Source organism: Streptomyces colwelliae (assembly GCF_048158785.1).
In the GTDB taxonomy this organism is placed as follows: Bacteria; Actinomycetota; Actinomycetes; order Streptomycetales; family Streptomycetaceae; genus Streptomyces.
On the sequence record NZ_JBLTJC010000185.1, the window covers coordinates 1 to 20,057 of the forward strand.

At 70.5% G+C, this 20,057-nt stretch carries 18 protein-coding genes and 1 pseudogene; 13 read left to right on the forward strand and 6 right to left on the reverse strand.

All coding sequences use genetic code 11. The features are described from left to right. From ACNFOC_RS31600 to ACNFOC_RS31625, 6 genes and pseudogenes are all read left to right on the forward strand, one after another. Nucleotides 1–126: pseudogene (locus ACNFOC_RS31600) on the forward strand (LLM class F420-dependent oxidoreductase); the annotation flags it as partial. After that, nucleotides 107–1,306 carry a CaiB/BaiF CoA transferase family protein gene (locus ACNFOC_RS31605; RefSeq protein ID WP_416962473.1) on the forward strand — a complete coding sequence of 400 codons (1,200 nt, stop codon included), beginning with the start codon at nucleotides 107–109 and terminating at the stop codon, nucleotides 1,304–1,306. The pseudogene ACNFOC_RS31600 and the gene ACNFOC_RS31605, both read left to right, overlap by 20 nt. Next, entirely contained in the window at nucleotides 1,303–2,106 is an 804-nt protein-coding gene (locus ACNFOC_RS31610; protein ID WP_416962474.1) for a citryl-CoA lyase, read from the forward strand. Before ACNFOC_RS31605 ends, ACNFOC_RS31610 begins: the two co-directional genes overlap by 4 nt. A gap of 33 nt (nucleotides 2,107–2,139) precedes the next feature. Further along, nucleotides 2,140–3,027, forward strand: a complete 888-nt coding sequence (locus ACNFOC_RS31615; RefSeq protein WP_359611272.1) for a DODA-type extradiol aromatic ring-opening family dioxygenase — start codon at nucleotides 2,140–2,142, stop codon at nucleotides 3,025–3,027. Further along, nucleotides 3,024–3,386, forward strand: a complete 363-nt coding sequence (locus ACNFOC_RS31620) for a hypothetical protein (protein WP_416962475.1) — start codon at nucleotides 3,024–3,026, stop codon at nucleotides 3,384–3,386. The genes ACNFOC_RS31615 and ACNFOC_RS31620 overlap by 4 nt, the downstream gene beginning before the upstream one ends. Before the next feature lie 13 nt (nucleotides 3,387–3,399). Then, nucleotides 3,400–5,169 carry an FAD-dependent oxidoreductase gene (locus ACNFOC_RS31625; protein WP_416962476.1) on the forward strand — a complete coding sequence of 590 codons (1,770 nt, stop codon included), beginning with the start codon at nucleotides 3,400–3,402 and terminating at the stop codon, nucleotides 5,167–5,169. 25 nt (nucleotides 5,170–5,194) lie between these two features. Here the strand turns inward: ACNFOC_RS31625 and ACNFOC_RS31630 are convergent, their stop codons facing one another. Further along, a complete protein-coding gene (locus ACNFOC_RS31630; protein WP_416962477.1) occupies nucleotides 5,195–6,007 on the reverse strand; it encodes an IclR family transcriptional regulator domain-containing protein in 813 nt (270 codons plus the stop codon). Between the two features lie 164 nt (nucleotides 6,008–6,171). Between ACNFOC_RS31630 and ACNFOC_RS31635 the strand changes: the two genes are divergently transcribed. Together ACNFOC_RS31635 and ACNFOC_RS31640 are read left to right on the forward strand one after the other, a co-directional pair. Beyond that, nucleotides 6,172–7,356, forward strand: a complete 1,185-nt coding sequence (locus ACNFOC_RS31635) for an FAD-dependent oxidoreductase (protein ID WP_416962478.1) — start codon at nucleotides 6,172–6,174, stop codon at nucleotides 7,354–7,356. A gap of 14 nt (nucleotides 7,357–7,370) precedes the next feature. Beyond that, complete coding sequence (locus ACNFOC_RS31640) at nucleotides 7,371–8,576, forward strand: FAD-dependent oxidoreductase (RefSeq protein WP_416962479.1); 1,206 nt, start codon at nucleotides 7,371–7,373, stop codon at nucleotides 8,574–8,576. Here ACNFOC_RS31640 and ACNFOC_RS31645 read toward each other — a convergent pair whose 3' ends face one another. Beyond that, nucleotides 8,577–9,680, reverse strand: coding sequence for an FAD-binding oxidoreductase (locus ACNFOC_RS31645; RefSeq protein WP_416962480.1), 1,104 nt, complete (start codon nucleotides 9,678–9,680; stop codon nucleotides 8,577–8,579). 276 nt (nucleotides 9,681–9,956) lie between these two features. Here ACNFOC_RS31645 and ACNFOC_RS31650 point away from each other — a divergent pair, with 276 nt between their 5' ends. Both ACNFOC_RS31650 and ACNFOC_RS31655 read left to right on the forward strand, forming a co-directional pair. Then, the gene (locus ACNFOC_RS31650; RefSeq protein WP_416962481.1) at nucleotides 9,957–12,269 is read left to right on the forward strand and encodes an ATP-binding protein; all 2,313 of its coding nucleotides are present in this window, start codon (nucleotides 9,957–9,959) and stop codon (nucleotides 12,267–12,269) included. A gap of 252 nt (nucleotides 12,270–12,521) precedes the next feature. Beyond that, nucleotides 12,522–13,418, forward strand: a complete 897-nt coding sequence (locus tag ACNFOC_RS31655) for an arginase family protein (RefSeq protein WP_416962482.1) — start codon at nucleotides 12,522–12,524, stop codon at nucleotides 13,416–13,418. 136 nt (nucleotides 13,419–13,554) lie between these two features. Here ACNFOC_RS31655 and ACNFOC_RS31660 read toward each other — a convergent pair whose 3' ends face one another. Beyond that, nucleotides 13,555–13,947: an ester cyclase gene (locus tag ACNFOC_RS31660; protein WP_234467747.1), complete on the reverse strand. Its 393-nt coding sequence runs from the start codon at nucleotides 13,945–13,947 to the stop codon at nucleotides 13,555–13,557. 126 nt (nucleotides 13,948–14,073) lie between these two features. Here ACNFOC_RS31660 and ACNFOC_RS31665 point away from each other — a divergent pair, with 126 nt between their 5' ends. Then, nucleotides 14,074–14,652 (forward strand): PadR family transcriptional regulator, encoded by a 579-nt coding sequence (locus tag ACNFOC_RS31665; protein WP_416962483.1) that lies wholly within the window; start codon nucleotides 14,074–14,076, stop codon nucleotides 14,650–14,652. A gap of 20 nt (nucleotides 14,653–14,672) precedes the next feature. Further along, complete coding sequence (locus ACNFOC_RS31670) at nucleotides 14,673–15,656, forward strand: NADPH:quinone reductase (protein ID WP_416962484.1); 984 nt, start codon at nucleotides 14,673–14,675, stop codon at nucleotides 15,654–15,656. Between the two features lie 241 nt (nucleotides 15,657–15,897). Here ACNFOC_RS31670 and ACNFOC_RS31675 read toward each other — a convergent pair whose 3' ends face one another. Further along, nucleotides 15,898–17,076 (reverse strand): magnesium and cobalt transport protein CorA, encoded by a 1,179-nt coding sequence (locus tag ACNFOC_RS31675; RefSeq protein WP_416962485.1) that lies wholly within the window; start codon nucleotides 17,074–17,076, stop codon nucleotides 15,898–15,900. A 157-nt stretch (nucleotides 17,077–17,233) separates the two neighbouring features. On the opposite strand from ACNFOC_RS31675, the gene ACNFOC_RS31680 reads away from it, so the two are divergent. Next, nucleotides 17,234–18,343, forward strand: a complete 1,110-nt coding sequence (locus ACNFOC_RS31680) for a winged helix DNA-binding domain-containing protein (RefSeq protein WP_416962486.1) — start codon at nucleotides 17,234–17,236, stop codon at nucleotides 18,341–18,343. 60 nt (nucleotides 18,344–18,403) lie between these two features. On the opposite strand, the gene ACNFOC_RS31685 is transcribed toward ACNFOC_RS31680, so the two are convergent. Further along, nucleotides 18,404–19,051: a LysE family translocator gene (locus tag ACNFOC_RS31685; protein WP_416962487.1), complete on the reverse strand. Its 648-nt coding sequence runs from the start codon at nucleotides 19,049–19,051 to the stop codon at nucleotides 18,404–18,406. 159 nt (nucleotides 19,052–19,210) lie between these two features. Further along, complete coding sequence (locus ACNFOC_RS31690) at nucleotides 19,211–20,002, reverse strand: S1 family peptidase (protein WP_416962488.1); 792 nt, start codon at nucleotides 20,000–20,002, stop codon at nucleotides 19,211–19,213. Nucleotides 20,003–20,057: the final 55 nt, after the last annotated feature.

Below are 20,057 nucleotides of genomic sequence, written 5' to 3' on the forward strand. Positions count from 1 at the left end.
GTGCCGGACGCGTTCGCCGACGAGATCTCGCTGGTCGGGCCGCGTGAACGGATCGCGGAGCGGCTGGAGTTGTGGCGCAAGGGCCCGGTGACGGACCTGCTGGCCCTTGCGCCCGATCCGCACACGCCCCCTGACCGGACTCCTCGTCGCCGACTTCTCCCGCATTCTCGCCGGCCCCTACGCCACCATGCTCCTTGCCGACCTGGGCGCGGAGGTCATCAAGGTCGAGAGTCCCGGCGGCGACGACACCCGGACCTGGATGCCGCCGGTCCGGGACGGGATCTCCACGTACTACCTCGCGATCAACCGCAACAAGCGGTCCATCGCCCTGGACCTGCGCAAGCCCGAAGATCTCGAAGCGGCCCGTGAACTCGCCGCCCGCGCCGACGTGTTGATCGAGAACTTCAAGCCCGGCGGCCTGAAGCGGTTCGGTCTCGACCACGAGACGGTCAGCGCCGGCAACCCCGGCGTCGTCTACGCCTCGATCAGCGGCTTCGGCCCCGGTGCCGGTGCCGGGCTCCCCGGCTACGACCTGATGGTGCAGGCGATGTCGGGGCTGATGAGCCTCACCGGGGACCCGGACGGCTCCCCGTACCGCGCGGGCATCTCGGTGTTCGACGTGATGACCGGCCTGCACACGACCATCGGCATCCTTGCCGCGCTGCGTCACCGGGAGGCGACCGGCCAGGGCCAGCACATCGAGCTCAACCTGCTGTCCTCCGCGCTGTCGGGCCTCGTCAACCACACGGGCGCGTACGCCGCCGCGGGCGTCGTTCCGTACCGCATGGGCAACGCGCACCCCAGCCTGTTCCCCTACGAGCCGCTGCCCACCGCCGACGGCGAACTCATCGTCATCGCGGGCAACGACGGCCAGTTCCGCAAGCTGTGCGAGGTGCTCGGCGTGCCCGAGCTGGTCGACGACCCGCGCTTCGCGCACAACCAGGACCGCACCGCGCACCGCGAGGAGCTGCGCCCGCTGCTGGTGGAGCGGCTCGCCAAGCGGACGAAGGACGAGTGGTTCCGCGAGCTGACCGCGGCCGGGGTCCCGTCCGCTCCGATCAACACGATCGACGGAGGCGTCGCCCTCGCCGATGAGCTGGGCCTGCGTCCACTCGTCGAAGCGGGCGAGGGCGAGACCGCCGTACCCGGCATCCGCAACCCCATCACCTTCTCCGCCACCCCGCCGCGCTACGACCTGCCCCCGCCCGGCCTGGACGAGCACGGCGAGGAGATCCGCGCCTGGCTGCGGTCGGAGCGACCGCGCACGTCGACGCAGGACCACACCCGAACGGAGCCCGACCGATGACCACCCCGGACGGCAACTACCCCACCTCGCTGGGCACTTCGGACACCGACACCATCCGGCTGCTCGGCCACGACCTCACCGAGGACCTCATGGGCAAGGTCGGCTTCGGTGAACTGGCCTTCTGGCTGGTCACGTTGCGCCGCCCCACCCCCTCCGAGGTGCGGGTCTTCGAGGCGGTCCTGGTCGCCCTCGCCGACCACGGCTTCACCCCGACGGCGATCGCCGCCCGCCTGACGTACCTCAGCGCCCCCGAGTCGATCCAGGGCGCGCTCGCCTCCGGACTGCTCGGCGGCGGCTCCCGCTTCCTCGGGGTCACCGAGGACTGCGGCCGGTTCCTGGCCGACACCCTGGCCACGGTGGACGGCCAACTCCCGGACAACGACGCGGACTTCGACGCTCTCGCCCTGACCGCCGTCACCCGGGCCCGCGCCGAGCGACGACTCGTGCCCGGCCTCGGACACCCGGTGCACAAGAAGGGCGACCCGCGTACGCCGGTCCTGCTGCGCATCGCCGAGGAGGAGGGCCTGCGCGGTCCTCACCTGCGGCTGTTCGAGGCGGTCGGCAGGGTCCACTCCGAAGTCCTCGGCCGCAGCCTGCCGTTGAACGGAGCCGGCGTCTGCGGCGCCGCCCTGGCCGACCTCGGCCTGCCGGTCGACCTGCTGCGCGGCTTCGCCCTGCTCGCCCGCACCGCCGGACTGCTCGGCCACATCGCCGAGGAACGCCGACAGCCCGTCGCCTACGACGTGTACATGAGCGTCGACCGCAACGCCGAGTACGTCTCGCCCGACGACCGTGCCTGAAGACCCTGCCTGAAAGAAGAGAGAGGAGCCGCCATGGCCACCCTGGCCGCCGTCATCGCCTCCACCCACCACCCCTTCTACTACAAGGCCAGCACGGCCACCGGTGAGGACCGACCGCCGTACGCCGACGCCTGGGTCGCCAAGATCGAGGCGTTCCGCGAGACGCTCACCCGGGCCCGGCCCGACGTCCTGGTCATGGTGGGCTCCGACCACTTCCACCAGTTGTGGCTGGACAACATGCCGCAGTTCCTGGTCGGCAAGGCGCCCTTCTATGACGCCAACTGGTACAACGAGGAACGGGAGTTCGGCCTCCCGCGGATGCTGCTGCGCGGTCAGGAGGACCTCTCCGCGCACATCCTGCGGCACGGTCTCGACGCCGGTTTCGACCTCGCGTTCAGCAACGAACTGCGGATCGACCACAGCATCACCTGCCCGATCGTCACGCTCCGCCCCGAGGCCGACCTGCCGATCGTGCCGATCTACACCAACATCTTCGCCCCGCCCCTCCCGCAGCCCTCCCGGTTCGTCCAACTCGGCAAGGCCATCCGGGAGTTGATCGAGTCCTGGCCCAGCCACCTCAGGGTCGCCGTGATCGGCACCGGACACCTCTCGCTCGAACTCGGCGGGCCGCGCCAGTTCGGCCCGCACGGCCCCGACCCCGAGTTCGACCACAAGGCGGTGCGCTGGATCGCCGACGGCGACATCGAGGGCTGTCTGTCCGAGGTGACCCTGGACAGCCTGTGGACGCCGGGCAACGCCACCCACGGCTTCATGGACTTCATGCTGATGATGGGCGTCGCGGGCGAGGGCGTGAAGGCCGACCACGCCGACACCCTCGACCTGTTCCACACCATGGAGGCGTACTTCACCTGGTACCCCAACGGGCTCCCGGCCGACCTGACTTCGGGGGTGCGGGCATGAGCAAGTACCTGCTGAACAAGTTCCTCTACACCGTGGACCGCGATCCCGAACTGGTCGAGCGTTACCGGGAGTTGCCCCGCGAGATCGTGTCCTGGTGGGAGGCGGAGCGCGCGGGCGAGCTGCTGAACGCGATCCCCGCCGAGGCGACGACCTGGCTGCGGTTCACCGACGAGGAGCGCGAGGCGCTGGTCGCGCACGACTACGTGAAGCTCTTCGAACTCGGCGCGCATCCGTTCCTGACGCTCACCCTCTTCATCGCGCTGTTCGAGCGCGACCACGCCGAACCCCTCGCGTTCCAGCGGGAGTACGCGGCCAAGCTGGCCCATTTCTCCTTGCCCTACCCCGACATAACGACTTGAGACGAGGCCAGAGTTGAGCACCGAAACCGACATGGAAAGCTTCGACACAGACGTCCTCGTCGTCGGCTCGGGACCGGCCGGCGCCTCCGCCGCCCTGTTCCTGGCGACGTACGGCATCCGCGTCCGGCTGATCACCAAGTACGGCGCGCCCGCGGACACTCCGCGCGCCCACATCACCAACCAGCGGACCGTGGAGGCGCTGCGCGACATGGGCGTGGAGGAACGCCTGATGCGAGAGGCCACCCCCTGGGAGCTGATGAGCAACACCACGTTCTGCACCAGCCTGGCCGGGGAGGAGCTGGGCCGGGTCCCGTCGTGGGGCACCGCGCCGGACCGGCACGCCGACTACGTGTTGCAGAGCCCCTGTTCGATGGTCGACGCCCCGCAGACCATCGTCGAGCCGATCCTCATACAGGAGGCGCAGAAGCGCGGCGCGAAGATACGGTTCGACAGCGAGTACCTCTCCCACGAGCAGGACGCCGACGGCGTCACCAGCCGGGTGCGCGACCGGCTCTCCGGGCACGAACACATCGTCCGCTCCCGCTACTTGATAGGCGCGGACGGTGCGCGCAGCAAGGTCGCGGACCACCTGGACCTGCCCTTCGAGGGGCCGGGTCCGGTCTCCGGTGCCCTCGGCATCATCTTCGAGGCCGACCTGTCGCGCTTCGTGGAGCACCGCCCGTCGGTCCTGTACTGGATGCTCCAGCCGGGTGCGGACAAGCAGGGCGTGGGCCTCGGTGTGCTGCGGATGGTCAAGCCGTGGCACGAGTGGATGCTGATGTGGGGCTACGACCCGGCCGAGGGCCCGCCGGAGCTGACCGAGGATTTCATCCGTGAACTCGCCGTCCAGCTGGTGGGCTCCGACGACTTCGAGATGAAGGTCAAGTCGTCCTCGCCCTGGACCGTCAACCACCACTTCGCCACAACGATCGCCAAGGGCCGGGTGTTCTGCGCGGGCGACGCGATCCACCGCCACCCGCCGACCAACGGCCTCGGCTCCAACACCTCCGTCCAGGACTCCTACAACCTGTGCTGGAAACTCGCCCACGTCATTCGCGGCACCGCGCGGCCCTCGCTGCTCGACAGCTACGACGCCGAACGGGCCCCGATCGCACGGCAGATCGTGGAGCGCGCCAACCAGTCCATCGCCGACACCGGCCGCATCGTCGAAGCGCTGGAGCTGACCGACACCTCGGACGCGTCGGTGCTCGACGAGCACCTCGCGGCACGCAAGGAGCCGGGCGAGAAGGGCGAGCGGATACGGCGTGCGCTGCGCGAGGCCATCGCCTACAAGTCGTTCGAGTTCAACGCGCACGGCGTCGAGCACAACCAGCGCTACGCGTCCGGCGCGGTCGTCCCCGACGGCTCGGGCCCGGAGGAGTTCGCCCGCGACCCGCAGCTGTACGCGCAGCCCACGACCCGGCCCGGCGCGAAGCTGCCGCACGCCTGGGTGACACACCTGGGCCGGCGGGTGTCGACCCTCGACCTGGGCGGGAAGGGCGAGTTCAGCATCGTCACCGGCATCGGCGGCGAGCCCTGGCTCAAGGCCGCCGCCGCCCTCGCGGTGGAACGCGGACTGACCCTGCGCCCGGTGTCGATCGGCCCCGGCGAGGAGTACGAGGACACGTACGGCACCTGGTCCGAGCTGGCCCAAGTCGCCGACGGCGGAGTGCTGTTGGTCCGCCCGGACCTGTACGTCGCCTACCGGCACGCCACCGCTCCGGCCTCCCCGGAGGAGGCGCACCGGCTGCTGTCCGGCGCGCTGACGGCCGTACTCGGATAGGAAGTTGCGCCGCGCGGGGGCACCCTCAGACGAGGGTGCCCCGGGTGTCTCCCTGGGCCAGTGCGGTGGAGACGGCCTCCGCCGTCTTGCGCAGCGGTGGCAGGCAGCGCTCGCGCAGGTCCTCGGCGGTGGTGCGGGCGGAGTTGGAGGACACGCTCAGCGCGGCCGTCGTACGGCCCGCCCTGCCGGTGACCGGCACCGCGACCGCGACCAGCCCGATCTCCAACTCCTGGTCGACCAGCGCCCACCCGCGCTCCCGCACCTCCGCCAGCTCCTCGCGGAACCGGCCCGTGTCGACGACCGTGCCCGGAGTGTGCGCCACCAGCGGGCCGGCGGCGAGATAGGCGTCGAGTTCCGTGTCGTCGAGGGCGGCCAGCAGTACGCGGCCGGAGGCGGTGGCGTGGGCCGGCAGCCGGGTGCCGATGCCGCCGCCGATGGTCATGACCCGCCGGGTGTGCACCCGGGCCACGTACACGATGTCCGGCAGGTCCAGGGTGGCCATGGAGCAGGACTCGTCGATCTCCCGCACCAGGTCGGCCATCAGTTCCCGGGCGATCTCGTCGGTGCCCAGCGAGGCGAAGTAGTTCCAGCCGAGGTTCAGCACCTTCGGCGTCAGGGAGAACGTCCGGCCGCTGGCCCTGACGTAGCCCAGTGCCTTCAGGGTCAGCAGGATGCGCCGGGCGCTCGCCCGGGCGATGCCGGTGAGCTGCGCGACCTCGCTCAGCGTCAGCGCGGGGCGTTCGTGGCCGAAGGTCTCCAGCACGGCCATCGCGCGTTCCAGCTGCTCCAGCCGCTCGCCCGGTGCGGGGCCGTCGGCAGGGGTCTCCGTGTTCGCCATGGCGGCAGCCTACTGGCTCTCAGCACCCCGATCCCGCATTTGTGCGGTCAGCGAACGCCTCCCTATAGACGCGAACAAGCTCAAGTTGTACGGTCAGCGAACATTAGGTCGTTCAGTGAACAAGGTTGGACGGTGCCGGGACGCGCCGGACGAAGGGATCACCGATGAACAAGACCGACGTAGTCGTCGTGGGCGCAGGCCCGGTCGGCGTGCTCAACGCCCTGGGGCTGGCCCGGGCCGGCGTCTCGGTGACGCTGCTGGAGACCGAGCCCGCGATCGTGCAGTCACCGCGGGCCGTGGTCTACCACTGGTCCGTCCTGGAGGGCATCGAACGGCTCGGCATCCTCGACGAGGCCGTCCGGGCCGGATTCACCAAAGGGGACTACACCTACCTCGTCCTGGCCACCGGCGAGCGGATCAACTTCACGATGGACGTCCTAAAGGGGCACGTCCGCCACCCCCACAACCTCCACCTGGGCCAGCACCGCCTCGCAGAGATCGCGCTCGAACACCTCCGCCGACTCGGCGTCACGATCCACTTCGGCACCCGCGTCACCGGACTCGCCCAGGACGACGACGGAGTCACCGTCACCGCCGAAACCCCGGACGGGCAGGCCGAGTTCAGGACCGGCTGGGTGATCGGCGCGGACGGCGCCCGCAGCGCGGTACGCACCCTGCTCGGCCTGGACTTCGAGGGAATGACCTGGCCCGAACGGTTCGTGGCCACCAACATCCGCTTCGACTTCGAGGCCCACGGCTACGGCCGCTCCACCCTCCAGATCGACGCCCGCGACGGCGCGATCATCGCCAAGATCGACGAGACCGGCCTGTGGCGGTGCACCTACTGCGAACCCCTCGACCTGCCCGAGGACCAGGTCCTGGAGCGGATGCCGGCCGTCTTCGACCGTATCCTGCCGGGCGCCAAGGACTACGAACTCGTCCAGTACTCGCCGTACCGCATGCACCAGCGCGCCGCCACCCGCTTCCGCGCCGGGCGTGTCCTGCTCGCCGGGGACGCCGCCCACGCGACCAACCCGGCCGGCGGACTCGGCCTCACCTCAGGCCTGTTCGACACGTTCGTGCTCTACGACGCCCTCGCCGCCGTGGTCCACGGGCGCACGGGTGACGACGTACTGGACCGGTACGCGGACGAACGCCGGCGGGTCTTCCTCGACATCGCCTCGCCCGCCGCCGGCGAGAACAAGCGCCTGATCTACCACTCCGCGGACCCGGCCCGCCTGGCACAGGACCTCGACCGGCTGCGCCGCATGGCCAAGGACGAGCAACTCCTGTTGGAGCGCTTCCAGTTCAGCAAGCGGATCGAGACCCCGGCACTGGTCCGGAGCTAGAAGGAGACGGACGAATGGACAGCAACAACAAAGTCGTCGTCGTGGGCGCGGGCCCCGTCGGACTCATCACCGCGCTCGGCCTCGCCCGAGCCGGAGTCGAAGTCGTGGTCCTGGAACGGGAATCCGGCTTGGTGGCCTCTCCCCGGGCCATCGTCTACTACGGCGGAGTCCTCGGGGGACTGGAGCAACTCGGCCTGCTCGACGACACGTTGAAGGCCGGCGTCCGGTCCACCACCGTGCAGTTCCTGGTCCACCGCACCGGGGAACGCATCGCCTTCGACCACGACGTACTCGAAGGACGCGTGCCCTTCCCGTACAACGTCAACCTCGGCCAGGACCGGATGGCGGACATCGCCCTGCGCCACCTGCTCCGGCTGCCCGGCACCGAGGTGCGCTTCGGCACCACCGTGACCGGCCTGGAGCAGGATGCCGACGGCGTCACGGTGATCGGCGACGCGGACGGTGTACCCGTGCGGCTGCGGGCGGGCTGGGTCGTCGGCGCGGACGGCGCGAGCAGCCGCGTCCGCGAACTCCTCGGGCTGGACTTCGAGGGGACGACCTGGCCGGAGCGGTTCGTCGCCACCAACGTGCGCTTCCCCTACGACCAACACGGCTTCGCCGACGCCAACATGGTCATCGACCCGCAGTACGGCGCCGTCATCGCGAAGATCGACGACAGCGGCCTGTGGCGGTGCACGTACTCCGAGGACGCCACCCTGCCCGTGGAAACGGTGCACGAGCGTATCCCGGCGTACTTCGCCGCCACCCTGCCCGGCGACCAGCGCTACGAACTCGTGCGGTACTCCCCGTACAAGATGCACCAGCGGGCGGCGTCCGCCTTCCGCAGCGGGCGGGTCGTCCTGGCGGGGGACGCCGCCCACGTCACCAACCCGACCGGTGGACTCGGCCTCACCTCCGGCCTGTTCGACTCCTTCGTGCTGTCCGAGGCACTGGCCGCCGTGGTGCGCGGCGAGACCGGCGCCGAGGTGCTCGACCGCTACGCCCAGGACCGCCGCCGGGCGTTCCAGGAGTACGCCTCACCCGTGGCCAGCGCGCTCAAGCACCTCGTCTTCAACTGCCCGGACGAGAACGTGCTGGAGGACGCCCTCGCCGGACTGCGCCAGGCGGCGGCCGACCCCGAACTCCGGGCCCAGCGCCTGATGATCAGCCAGCCGCTCCAGACGCCCTCGCTCCTCACCCCTGTCACCCCGGCGGGCTGATCAGCACATGTGCCGGGGCCGTGGTCCGACCAGGTCCACGCCCCGCACGTCGGTGCGGTACGGGGCAAGACCGCACCCCGCGAGTTCCTCGACCAGACCGGCGTAGCAGTCGTGGACGGAGCGGACCTGCCGCTCGTCACGGGGGTTGAAGAACACCGTGGTGATGTGGTGCGTGCCGCGCGGCCGGACCACCACAGTGCTCACGCACCTGCGCCCGTGCCGTGCGCAGCGGGAACGCGCCACCTGGTCCGCACGCGCCACGGCGGCACCGGACACGGGTCCGAGCGGCGTGAAGTCGACATGGGCGGTGCCCTCGCCGTGCGGCAGTACGGCCGGGTCGCGCAGGTCCATGTCGGGCACGGCCCCGCGCAGCCGCTCGTCGTGGCGGGCGGCCTCCGCGACGTCGTCGCCCCCGAACGTCCGCCGGGACAGCCCCACCCCCGCCGCGCGCCGCACGATCTCCGCGGCCGTCGCGTACGCCGCCTCCACGGCGGCTGCCGGACCGCACATCCGGAAGCGGGCCACCCAGCCGTCGCCGTCCGGATCCACACCGCCCACACCGTTCTCGTCGAAGTCGAAACCGCGGGTCAGAACCACCGGACCGTCCACCGCCCGCCGCAGCCGCGGATCCCGAAGGGCGTCGAGGACCCGCGCCAGGGCCCGGGGCCCGGTGAAGCCGGCCCAGCACTCCGTGTACACCTCCGGTCGGCGTGCCAGCCGCCACACGATGCGGGTGACGATGCCGGCCGTGCTGTGTGTCCCGCACAGGCCGGCCAGGTGTTCCCGGCTTCGTGAGTACCCCACACCCGGCGCGAGGCCGTCGCCGATGACACCGTCCCAGCCCAGGTCGGGTACCGGAATCCACAGGTCGCCGCCCGTCCGCCCGAGCGCCTCGTACAGGTCGGACCAGCGCGCGCCGGGTTCCACGACGGCACGGGCGCGGACCGGGTCGACGTCCAGCACGCGGTCCATGCGCCGCACGCCGACGGCGACGGGGCGCTCACCGGCGACGCGGACCGCGTCGTCACCCGGCTCCGGGCGGTGGGCGTGGACCACCCGGTCGGACGCACTGGCATCGGTCCCACGAAGAACAGCGCTGTTCATGTCGTCATCGTCTCCTCGCTCTGGCCGCAGGGCCGCGGGGCGGCCGTGCGGCGGGTGAGCCCTACGCTCCGGGCGGCTCCGGCGCGGCTTCACCAGGTACGACCCACCGATGCTCGTCCGGCGCGCACCACCTGTCCAAGCGGGGAACTACGCGTTCGGCTACGTGTTCCGCCACGTACTTCCGTCCACGCGCCCGACGGCTCCCGTACCCGCGGCCGACGGATCACGGCCGTTCCGAGCCTTGTCCGAGATGGCGGAGCCACCTAATGTCGGGGCGTGGGTCAGGTGCGACGTGGCAATCTGCCGGCCGAGCTGGCGAGCTTCGTCGGACGCGGCGCCGAGCTGAGGCAGCTCCGGCGGTCGCTGGAGAACCACGTGGCCGTGACCCTGACCGGTACCGGCGGTGTCGGCAAGAGCAGGCTCGCCCGGCGGGCCGCCGCCGAGGTGGGCCGGGCCTTCCCCGACGGCGTGTGGTTCGTCGAACTGGACGACGTCGTCGACGGCGCGCTGCTGCCCGCCACGGTGCTCCAGGGCCTGGGCCTGCGCGACGACGGGGCGCCCGTCGAGGCGAGACTCGCCGAACACCTCCGCCCCCTGCGGGCGCTGCTCCTGCTCGACGGCTGCGAACAGGTCGCCGAAGCCTGCGCGGCCCTGGTGAGCCGCCTGCTGACCGAGGCACCGGGACTGCGGGTCCTCAGCACCAGCAGACGGCCGTTGCGCATCACCGGCGAGGCCGTCCTGCCCGTGCCACCCCTGCCGGTGCCCGATCCCGACACCGACGACCTCCGGGCGGCGGCACTGGCCCGCTGTGACGCGGTCGCGCTGTTCGTCGACCGGGCCGCGGCGGTCCGTCCCGGCTTCGCGCTGACCGACGCCAACTCCGCGTCCGTGGCGCGGATCTGCCACCGGCTGGACGGGCTGCCGATGGCCATCGAGTTCGCGGCCGACCGCCTGGACGTCCTCTCGGAGGAGCAACTCGCCGAACGGCTGGACGACGCCGAACGGCTGCTGGTCACCGGCAAGCGCGGCGCCCCCGAACGCCAGCGGACCCTGCACGCCCTGGTCGCCTCCAGCCACCGGCTCTGCTCGCCCGAGGAACAGACGCTGTGGGCCCGGCTCGCGGTGTTCACCGGCCGCTTCGAACTCGGCGCCGTGGAGCAGGTCTGCGCCGGGGGACCGGTCGCGGAGAGCGCGGTGTTCGACATCGTGGCCGGGCTCGTCGACAAGTCGGTGCTCAGCCGGGACGAGCACCCGGGAGGTACCTGGTACCGGCTGCCCCGCCTGCTGCGCGACCACGCCCGCGGCAGTCTCGTCGGCCCCGAGGAGTGGCTCCGTCTCAACGAGCGGCACGCCGAGTGGTGCCTACGGCTCGCCCAGGACGCCACACCCGGACTGCTCACCCCCAGAACCGACAGCTGGGCGGCCAAGATCCGCGGCAACCACGCCAACATCCACCACGCGCTCGCCTTCTGCCTGACGGACGGCGACAACCCGCGCCGGGCTCTGAAGCTGGCCTCGTCGCTCTGGTACTACTGGCTCATCACCGGCCATGTCGGGGAGGGCCGCGCCTGGCTGGAGCGCGGGCTCAGGGCGAGCACGGAGCCCTCACCCGAGCGGGCGAGGGCCCTGGCCGTGGCGGCCGACCTGGCGATCAACGACCGCGACAGCGCGGCGGCGACGGAGCTGGAGGCACAGCTCGTCGCCACGCAGCGGCAGGAGCAGCCTGCCCTCGCCGGGCATCTGGACTTCGCCGGCGGCGTGTTCGCCACCCAACGCGGTGATCTCGTGGGCGCGCGGGCGCTGTTCGAGAACGCGCTGGACGAGTTCCGGGCCTCGGGCGACCTGATGGGCACGTCGAAAACGCTGTGGAACCTGGCACTGGCCTGTATCTGGAACGGGGACACCGTTCAAGGGCTGTTCTACACCGACGAGTTCACCCGGACGTTCGGCGGACAGGGCGACAACTGGGGTACCTCGGCGGTCCACTGGGCCCAGGCCCACGCCCGCCTCCACGACCGCGACGCGGAGGGCGCGCTGGCCGCGCTCGCCGCCGGCGTGGCCCTGACCCGGCGCCTCGACGACCACTTCGGGATGGGCTGGTGGCTGCAACTGGGCGCACCCGTCCTGGCCGCCAACGGCCGCCACGCCGACGCGGCCCTCGTCCTCGGCGCGACCCGCTCCCACCGCGTCTTCGCCCTCCCCGTCCTCGACGCCCTGCGCACCCGGTGCGCGGACGACGTACGGGCCGTGCTCGGCGACCGCCACTTCGACGAACTGGCCGCCCGGGGCACCCGGTTGTCCCTGGAACGGGCGGTCGACGTGGTCGTGGCACGACCCCCGGAAGCCGACGCGGACCCGTCCCACGGCCCCGAGGACGCGGCGTTGTCGAAACGCGAATGGGAAGTGGCCGAACTCGTCGCCAAAGGACACACCAACAAGGAGATCGCCGCCGCCCTCGTCATCTCGATCCGCACCGCCGAGGGCCACGTACGACGCATCCTCGACAAACTCGGCCTGCTGTCGCGCGCACAGATCGCCGCCTGGATGACCGGCCGACGCACGGAACCGGACCTGCGGGGCCAGCGCTGAAAAAGCCTTCGACACGCACGGTGTGGGAGCACTGACGGTTTGGAGAGCTTGCCCGTGGCGGTGACCTGCGCCGACCAGATGGGTTGACGTGAGAAGAGGGGCGCACGGCTTCAGCGTCGGTGAGTACTGGGCACCCGGGCGGCTACGGAGGCCGGCGCGGGACGCTCCGCATCCGCGGCTGGCTCCCGGCGTTGGTCGCGTGCGGGGCGAAACGCTGTGGCCCGCGTCGCCCCGCGCGGTCAGAATGGCCGGATGCGCCGTCTCGTGGTCATTGACGCTCCGTCCAATCTCGGCCTTCGGCCGCCCACCGAAGGCACCGTGCCCGGGTGCTACAAGCTGGCGGGCGCGCTGCGCGAGCAGCGGCTGGTGCAGCGGCTCGGGGCGTACGAGGGCGGAGTCGTCGTGCCGCCCCGCTACGACCGCGGCGGCTGGCGGGAGGGCGACGGCGTGTTCAACGCCGAGGCGATCGCCACGTACACCCACAAGCTCGCCGACCGCATCGAACACCATGTCCGGGCAGGGGACTTCCCGGTCGTCCTGGGCGGGGACTGTTCCATCCAGCTCGGCGCCTCGCTCGCTCTGCGCCGCATCGGGCGGTACGGACTCGCGGTCATCGACGGATCCGCGGACTTCCGGCACCCCGGGAACTCCGAGCGTGTCGGTGCCGCGGGCGGTGAGGAGTTGGCCATCGCGACCGGCCGTGGCCAGCGGGACCTGACGGACCTCGAAGGGCTGCGGCCGTACATCAGGGACGAGGATGTACGGATCTTCGGCATCCGGGACTACGACGAAGAGCGGGCCGAGCTCGCCGAGTTGAAGATCATGAACGCGACGGTCGGGGAGATCCGGGAGTGGGGCGCCGAGGAACTGGCGGGCGCGGTTCTGCAAACCCTCGAAGTGCCCGTGACCGAGGGGTTCTGGGTGCATCTGGACGCGGACGTGCTGGACCCGTCCGTCATGCCCGCCGTCGACAGCCCCGACCCCGGCGGGCTCCTGCCCGACGAACTTGCCCCGCTGCTACGGGCCTTGGTGCAATCGGAGCGGTGCGTCGGCTTCAACCTCACCATCTACGACCCGGATCTCGACCCTGACGGTTCCTGCGCGGCCCTCCTCGCCGACATCCTCCAGACGGCCTTCACCCGCCCCTGACCACGTTCCGTAGATAGTGGATATCGGGGTCGGCCTCCCGCACCACGGTGTGGGCCTTCGCTCTCTGCCACCGCGCCGGCCCCCTGCCGGCAGCAGCAATCCCGCGCGGCAGAAGGCTCACTCGGCGCTACGAGGTTCACGGCGCCGGTACGGCACCGATCTGCTGCATCACCCCGAGGAGGTCGGGCTGGCCCCGTTCGCCGACGATCCGGCCGTCGGCCAGGTAGTAGAAGTTCATGGCCTGCACCGAGATCTTGTTGCCGCTCGCCGGGATCCCGAAGAATTCGCCGTCGTGGGTTCCCCGCATGGTGAACCGCGCGGCCACGGTGTCGCCTTCGGTGACCGTCTCCTCCAGCGTCCACTGGACGTCGGGGAAGGCGCCGCGCATCATCCCGATGACTTCCAAGTACCCATCGGGCCCCCGCAGCGGTTCCGGGTGGCTTGGCGCGTGGAACACCGCGTCCGGAGAAATGACCTCGCGGGCGAGATCCTCGTTGCCCGTGTTGATGAACTCGACGAAGCGGTTCATCACTGACTCGGTGGACTGCGACGGCATCTTGCTGTGCCTCTCCAGAGACGTTGGGGCGGGTATGGGCGAGCCTAACATCGAATCGATGTTCGCATCGATTCGATGTTCGCGTGCGAAGATGGACCCATGCTGGAACTCGCGATACTCGGCTTCCTCGCCGAGGGACCCCTGCCCGGACACGAGCTGCGCCGCCGCATCTCACAGCTGACCGGCTACACGCGGCCGGTCAGCGACGGCAGCCTGTACCCGGCGATCAATCGCCTGACCAGGGCGGGCTTGATCGAGCGGCGCGCCGACCCGGCCGCAGGGGCGGCCCGGTACGTCCTCAGCCTGACCGCGGCCGGCCGGGCCGACATGCTTCAGCGCCTGCGCAAGCCCGCCGACCACGAGATCACCGACTTCACCCGGTTCTACGTCGTCCTGGCGTTCCTCTCCCACCTGCCCGACGTGGCCGAACAGCACGCGGTGCTGCGCAGGCGGCTGGAGTTCCTGGAGGAACCGGCGAGTTTCTTCTACGACAACGAGCGGCCCCTGCGTGCCGAGGAGATCGCCGACCCCTACCGGCGGGGCATGCTGCTCACCGCCCGCGCCACCAGCCGCGCCGAACGGACCTGGCTGCGCGAGACCCTCGGCGAGAATCCGCCCGTACTCGACACCACGGGCCGCGACAGCGATCCGCATGCGCCCGCCGTTCCCGCGAGCTGACTGCCCACGGAGGTATCCCCATGCTTGCTTCCTGGTACGACGACCAGGGCCCCGCCGCCGATGTCCTGCACGTCGGTGAACTCCCTGATCCCGCCCCCGGCCCCGGCGAGGTCCGCGTCCGCGTCACCGTCTCGGGCGTCAACCCCGGCGACACCAAGAAGCGGCGCGGCTGGCTCGGCTCGTCCATGCCCTATCCACGGGTGATCCCGCACAGCGACGCCGCCGGAGTCATCGACGCCGTGGGTGACGGGGTCGACGTCCACCGCGTCGGACAGCGGGTCTGGGTATACGGCGCCCAGTCCTACCGCCCCTTCGGCACGGCCGCCCAGTACACCGTCGTACCCGACCCCCAGGCCGTACCTCTGCCAGATCATCTGAGTGACGAGCTGGGGGCGAGCCTCGGCATTCCCGGCATCACCGCCCACCGCACCGTCTTCGCCGACGGCCCGGTCGACGGCCAACTGGTCCTGGTCCACGGCGTTCTGGGCGGCGTCGGCTCTCTGGCCGCCCAGCTCGCCCACTGGGCCGGCGCGACTGTGATCGCCACCGTCCGCCGCACCGCGGACCTCGACCGCGTCGACCCGGCCGTCGTCTCCCACGCCGTCGCCCTGGACACCGGAGACCCCGCCACAGTCATCGGCTCGTACGCACCGCGGGGCGTCGACCGGATCATCGAGGTTGCGCTGTCCGACAACGCCGATCTCGACAACGCCGTCGCCGCCAACAACGCCGTCATCGCCGCCTATGCCACCCGCTCGGACCGCACTGAGATCCCCTTCTGGCCCCTGCTGTTCAACAACGTCACCCTGCGGCTGCTCGGCAGCGACGACTTCCCCGCCGAGGCCAAACGCCAGGCCGCCCGCGACCTCACCTCCGCCGCCGCTGTCGGCGCCCTCACCGTCGCCGTCGGCGACCGCTACGCGCTGGACGACATCGCCAAGGCCCACGACCACGTCGACGCCGGCGGTGGTCACGGCCGCATCCTGGTCACCATCCCCCAATAGCGCGGTCACCTGGCGGGTGACGACGGCGTGCTCGCCGAGCGGATCGGCGACACCTTGGTCAGTCTCGGCTGGAGCCCCTGTTGCTTGGCAGTTGAGCGCCCGTCCGCACGCCAATTCTGAGACCGCCCGCATAGGAGCGCGGCTCATTCTCCCCAGATTCTCCCCAGCGGCCTGGAACGAGTCGTCAGAGCCCGCGATCCGAGCCGCACCCACTCTCGGGAGCGCCTCCCCGGGCGATTACTCACAGCCAGTCCCGCCGCTTGAAGATGACGTACAAACTGGTACATACGACCGCCATCAGGAGGATCGCGAACGGGTATCCAAGTACCCAGTGCAACTCCGGCATCCGATCGAAGTTCATCCCGTAGATCGTCCCGACCAACGTCGGCGCGAACAGGATCGCCGCCCAAGAAGAGATCTTCTTGATCTCCTCGTTCTGCTCGAACCCCGCCTCCGCCAACGCCCGCATCTCCGCGTTCTGTTGCTGGGTGACCAGGGTCGCGTTCACCGTGAGGATGTCCGTGAGGGCCTGGCGGAAGCCGTCGACGCGCTCGCTGGTGTGGGTGACGTGGTCGGCGACGTCGCGGAGATAGCGCTGGAGTTCCTCGTCCGTGCCGTACTTCGCGAAGCCCGCCATCAGGCTGTGCAGCATGCCCACCAGGGGACGGGTGGCGCGCTGGAACTCGACCATTTCGCGGGAGAGTTCGTAGATGCGGCGGGAGACCTGCGGTTCGTTGCGGAAGACCTCCGTCTCGATCTCGTCGATGTCGATCTGGACGCCGGCGACCACCGGCGCGTAGCCGTCGACGACCGCGTCGAGGATGGCGTACAGCACCGCCTCGGGGCCGAGCTTCAGCAACTCCGGTGATTCCTCCATGCGTTGGCGGACCGCCGACAGATCGGGGGCCGCGCCGTGCCGAACCGTGATCACGAAGTCCGGGCCCACGAAGACGTGCAGCTCGCCGAAGTCGACCTCCTCCGTGGTGTCCAAGTAGCGGGCCGCGCTGAGGACTACGAACAGCGTCTCGCCGTAGCGCTCCAGTTTCGGGCGCTGGTGGGCCTCCATCGCGTCCTCGACCGCCAGCGGGTGGAGGTCGAACTCCGCTGCCAGGGAGAGGAGTTCGCTCTCGGTGGGGCGGGCGAGGCCGATCCAGGCCATGCCAGACGGCTGCTCGCGCAGTTCGCGGAACGTGTCGGCGAGGGTGTCCGGTGCCGAGACGCGCACGCCGTCCCGGTACAGGGCGGCCTGGACGACGCTGCCCGCGTCGGACGGTTCCGAGGGAGGCGCGTCGGCGGCGGACACCGGGGGCTTCTGTTCGGGTGCCGGGGGAGGGGGCTGCGTACGGCGCCAGCCGGACGTCCTGCCGTTCCTGCCGTCTCCGCCGTTCTTCGAGGTGGGGCGGGCGCGTCGCTGGGGCATCGCGGTGCCTCTCGATCGGGCCTGTGTCTACGTCTACGTGATCACGGAGCATGAGCAGGATATACGGGGGCAAACGACCTCGGCGTGTGAACCAGGTCCCGGATTCGGTGAGAGTTGCGGACGGAAGGTGTCCGCAATCGCCCTTAGCGTGTGGAGCGTGACCAAGGCGAACTCCCCGACCGCTCCCGTACTCGACACCCGCGCCCTCAACCGCGCCACCCTCGCCCGGCAACTCCTCCTCCGTCGCTCCTCCCTCTCCGCCCACGCCGCCGTCGAACATCTCCTCGGCCTCCAGGCCCAGAACGTCAAGCCGCCGTACTACGCCCTCGCCGCCCGCCTCGACGGATTCGCGCCCGAGGAACTGTCCGGGCTGATGGCCGAACGCGAGGTCGTCCGGATCGTCACCATGCGTTCCACCATCCACACCCACACCGCCGCCGACTGTCTCAGCCTCCGCCCGCTCGTGCAGGCCGCCCGCGATCGTGAACTCGGCAATTTCCGCAAGGGGCTCGTCGGCGTCGACCTGGACCGGCTCGCCGTACGCGCCCGTGAACTCGTCGAGGACGAGCCGCGCACCATGAAGGAGTTGCGCGAGGCGCTGCTCGTCGAGTGGCCCGACGCCGACCCGCAGGCCCTCGGGATCGCCGCCCGCTGCAAGCTCCCGCTCGTCCAGGTCACCCCGCGCGGGCTGTGGGGACGGAGTGGTCAGGTCGCGCTCACCACCGCCGAGCACTGGCTGGGGCGGCCCGCCGAACCCGCGCCCGCCCCCGACGCGACCGTCCTGCGCTATCTCGCCGCCTTCGGCCCGGCCTCCGTCAAGGACATGCAGACCTGGGCCGGCCTGACCCGGCTGCGGGAGGCCTTCGAGCGGCTACGGCCCCGACTCCTCACCTTCCACGATCCGAACGGCGTCGAACTCTTCGACCTCCCCGGCGCGCCCCGCCCCGCCGCCGACACCCCGGCCCCGCCGCGCTTCCTGCCCGAGTTCGACAACCTGCTTCTCTCACACGCCGACCGCACCCGGGTCGTACCGCCCGAGTACTGGGGCCGCGCCTGGCAGGGCAACGTGGCCCACCGCACCTTCCTCGTCGACGGATTCCTCGCCGGGGTGTGGCGCATCGACGGCCAGGACCTCGTCGTCGAGCCCTTCGGCAGGCTGACCAAGGCCGAGCGGGATGACGTGGTCGCCGAGGGGGCGCGGATGCTCGGGACGATGCACATGGGGACGTCGTACGACATCCGGTTCGGGACGGTCGTACAGCCGTAGAACCCAAGGACCGTAGAACCCAAGGACTGTAGAACCAAGGACCGTAGAGCCGTAGAAGGTTCAGTCCGCGCGGCCCGTCACCGCTACCGTCACGCCCAGGCCGATCATCGTGCAGCCGCCCGCGCCGCCGATCAGGGAGAGGCGGCGGTCGGAGCGGGCGAACCAGTTGCGGGCCGCCGAGGCGGTCAGGCCCCAGAGGGTGTCCGTGACCAGGCCGATGGAGATGGGGATCAGGCCGAGCAGGAGCATCTGGAGCGGGACCTGGCCCGCGGAGTGGTTGACGAACTGGGGGAGTACGGCGGCGAAGAACACCACGCCCTTGGGGTTGGTGACGCCGACCAGGGCGCCGTCCAGGACCGTGCGGAGGTCGCCTCGGGGTTCGGTGGAAGGGGTCGCCCGCATCGCCGACGCCTTCAGGTCCTTGCGGTGGCGGAACGCCTGGACGCCGAGATAGACCAGGTAGGCCGCGCCCGCCAGTTTCACCGTCAGGTAGATCGTGACCGACCGCTCCACCAGCGCGCCGATGCCGAACGCCACCGCCGTCACCAGCAGATACGAGCCGAAGACGTTGCCGAGGGCGGTTGCCACCGCTGTACGGCGGCCGTGTGCGAGCGCGCGGCCGATGACGAACAGGACGCTCGGGCCCGGGATCACGATCACCAGCAACGACATCGCCGCGAAGGCGAGGAAACGGTCCGTGGACACCATGCGATCACTCCCATCCGGCGCTCATTGAAACAGGCGTCCGGGAGTTCTCTCTAGGGCCGGGGGCAGCGGGCACATGGATAGGGTGCGTTGCGGGCTGCTCGTGGAAGCCCGCAACGCACCCTGGTATTTCCCTGAGGGGTGCTCAGGAGTTCTTCTGGGTTACGAGTTGACCTGTGTGGTCACCAGGCTGGAGAACTTGGTCAGCCGGGAGTAGACCCCCGGGTAACCCGCCTCGGCACAGCCCTCGCCCCAAGAAGTGATCCCTGCCAGGACGCCCCCGATGAGCAGGGGACCGCCGCTGTCGCCCTGGCAGGTGTCTACGCCGCCGGATGTGTATCCGGCGCAAACCATGTCGGTCGCGATGAAGTCGGAACCGTAGGAGCTCTTGCAGCTGGTGTCGGACACGATCGGGACGGTCGCCGTCCGCAGCTGGTTGGAGGAGCTGCCGTTCTCCGAGGTGGTGCCCCAGCCGAGGATGCGGGCCGTGGCGCCGGTCGCGTACACGGAGGTGTCCGTGGAGGCGACGTACTTCGCCGTGGTGTACGGCATCGACGTCGACAGCGTCAGCACGGCCACGTCATTGCCGTTGGTGGCGTCCGTGTAGCTGGGGTTGATCCAGATCTTGCTGACCTTGCTGACGGTGCCGTTCGTACCGTTGAGGTAGGTACGGCCGCCGACCACGCGGACGCTGCTGGTGGTCTCGCCGACCATACAGTGGGCGGCGGTGACCACCTTGGTGGCGGATACGAGCGTGCCGCCGCAGAACTGGTTCTGCGAGGCGTCCGTGATCTGCATGACGAACGGGTACGTCGTCGTCGTGGTCGTGGAACCGCCGACGATGGGCTGGGGGGCTGCCACAGCGGTGGGGGCGCTGAGCAGTGCGGTCGCTGCGGCAGCGGCTGCTGCTGCGACGACTGCGGTGGTTCTCTTGGCGCGGTTGAGCCCGAACATGAGTCTCCTCATTGGCTTGCCGGTGGGGGTCGCGCGGGTGTGGGGGGTGCAACGG

Bases quoted from the DNA above. Each gene is read 5' to 3' on its own strand.
- ACNFOC_RS31610 (WP_416962474.1), top strand. From the start codon at position 1,303: ATGACCACCCCGGACGGCAACTACCCCACCTCGCTGGGCACTTCGGAC.
- ACNFOC_RS31615 (WP_359611272.1), top strand. From the start codon at position 2,140: ATGGCCACCCTGGCCGCCGTCATCGCCTCCACCCACCACCCCTTCTAC.
- ACNFOC_RS31620 (WP_416962475.1), top strand. From the start codon at position 3,024: ATGAGCAAGTACCTGCTGAACAAGTTCCTCTACACCGTGGACCGCGAT.
- ACNFOC_RS31630 (WP_416962477.1), bottom strand. From the start codon at position 6,007: ATGGCGAACACGGAGACCCCTGCCGACGGCCCCGCACCGGGCGAGCGG.
- ACNFOC_RS31635 (WP_416962478.1), top strand. From the start codon at position 6,172: ATGAACAAGACCGACGTAGTCGTCGTGGGCGCAGGCCCGGTCGGCGTG.
- ACNFOC_RS31640 (WP_416962479.1), top strand. From the start codon at position 7,371: ATGGACAGCAACAACAAAGTCGTCGTCGTGGGCGCGGGCCCCGTCGGA.
- ACNFOC_RS31645 (WP_416962480.1), bottom strand. From the start codon at position 9,680: ATGAACAGCGCTGTTCTTCGTGGGACCGATGCCAGTGCGTCCGACCGG.
- ACNFOC_RS31655 (WP_416962482.1), top strand. From the start codon at position 12,522: ATGCGCCGTCTCGTGGTCATTGACGCTCCGTCCAATCTCGGCCTTCGG.
- ACNFOC_RS31660 (WP_234467747.1), bottom strand. From the start codon at position 13,947: ATGAACCGCTTCGTCGAGTTCATCAACACGGGCAACGAGGATCTCGCC.
- ACNFOC_RS31665 (WP_416962483.1), top strand. From the start codon at position 14,074: ATGCTGGAACTCGCGATACTCGGCTTCCTCGCCGAGGGACCCCTGCCC.
- ACNFOC_RS31670 (WP_416962484.1), top strand. From the start codon at position 14,673: ATGCTTGCTTCCTGGTACGACGACCAGGGCCCCGCCGCCGATGTCCTG.
- ACNFOC_RS31675 (WP_416962485.1), bottom strand. From the start codon at position 17,076: ATGCCCCAGCGACGCGCCCGCCCCACCTCGAAGAACGGCGGAGACGGC.
- ACNFOC_RS31685 (WP_416962487.1), bottom strand. From the start codon at position 19,051: ATGGTGTCCACGGACCGTTTCCTCGCCTTCGCGGCGATGTCGTTGCTG.
- ACNFOC_RS31690 (WP_416962488.1), bottom strand. From the start codon at position 20,002: ATGTTCGGGCTCAACCGCGCCAAGAGAACCACCGCAGTCGTCGCAGCA.